The organism is Embleya sp. NPDC127516 (assembly GCF_044765325.1).
Taxonomy (GTDB): domain Bacteria; phylum Actinomycetota; class Actinomycetes; order Streptomycetales; family Streptomycetaceae; genus Embleya.
The window spans coordinates 1-1,489 of sequence record NZ_JBIWJT010000102.1; the positions used below are offsets into that span (position 1 = coordinate 1).

At 66.4% G+C, this 1,489-nt stretch carries 1 protein-coding gene; it reads right to left on the bottom strand.

All coding sequences use genetic code 11. The annotated features are described in order from the left end of the window. On the bottom strand, positions 1–1,489 hold a 1,489-nt coding region (locus tag ACIRL2_RS51390; protein ID WP_402242725.1), incomplete at both ends, for a (Fe-S)-binding protein.

Below are 1,489 nucleotides of genomic sequence, written 5' to 3' on the forward strand. Positions count from 1 at the left end.
GTTTGACCGATTGCAGGAGCAGTTGTGCGACGTCGACGACTTGGAGGTCTTCCTTGGCGTCGCCGGCCTGCTTCTTGGCGTTGATCGAGTCGGTGAACATCACCAGGCAGAACGGGCAGGCGGTGGAGACGATGTCCGGTTTCAGGGAGAGGGCCTCGTCCATGCGCTCGTTGTTGATGCGCTTGCCGATGCGTTCCTCCATCCACATGCGCGCGCCGCCCGCACCACAGCAGAAACCGCGTTCCTTGTGCCGGTGCATCTCCTCGTTGCGCAGCCCCGGCACGCGGGCGATGATCTCCCGCGGCGGCGTGTACACCTTGTTGTGCCGGCCCAGGTAGCACGGGTCGTGGTAGGTGACCAGGCCGTCCACCGGCTCCACCGGCGTCAGCCGGCCCTCGTCGAGCAGGTGCTGCAGCAACTGCGTGTGGTGGATCACCTCGAAGTGACCCTCCAACTGCGGATACTCGTTGGCGAGGGTGTTGAAGCAGTGCGGACACGTGGTCACGATCCGCTTGCGCGGGGCGTCCTCCAACGCCGCGTTCAACGTCGCCACGTTCTGCGCCGCGAGCATCTGGAAGACCACCTCCGAGCCCAGCCGGCGCGCCGAGTCCCCGGTGCAGGACTCCTCCTTGCCCAGGATCCCGTACCGCACGCCCGCGATGTGCAACAGCTCCGCGAACGCCTTCGTGGTCTTCTTCGGCCCGTCCGCCAACGCCCCCGCGCAACCCACCCAGTACAGGTACTCCAACTCCGCGGGTTCCACGTCCTGCCCGACGATCGGGACCTCGATCCCCGTCGCCTTCCTCAGCTCCTTGACCCAGTCCAGGCGGGCCTTGGTGGCCACGCCCCACGGGTTGCCCTTGTTCTCCAGGCCCTTGAGCATCGTCGCCGCCTCGGAGGGGAACGCGCTCTCGATCAACACCTGGTACCGGCGCATGTCCACGATGTGGTCCACGTGCTCGATGTCCACCGGGCACTGCTCCACACACGCCCCGCACGTGGTGCACGACCACAACACGTCCGGGTCGATCACCCCGTTCTCCTCCGCCGTGCCCACCAGCGGACGCCCCGCCTCCGCCAGCGCGGACGCGGGCACCCTCGCCAACTGCTCCGGGGTGGCCCGCTCGTTGCCCTCCTCGTCCCGACCCCCGCCCGCCAGCAGATACGGGGCCTTGGCGTAGGCGTGCTCGCGCAACGACATGATCAACAACTTCGGCGACAACGGCTTGCCCGTGTTCCACGCCGGACACTGCGACTGGCACCGACCACACTCGGTACACGTGGAGAAGTCCAACAGACCCTTCCACGTGAAATGCTCGATCTGCGACACCCCGAACACCGCGTCCTCGGCCGGGTCCTCGAAATCGATCACCTCGCCACCCGAACGCATCGGCGCCAACGCACCCAACGCGACACCACCATCGGCATCACGCTTGAAATAGATGTTGAAGAACGCCAGGAACCGATGCCAGGCCACACCCATACTCGG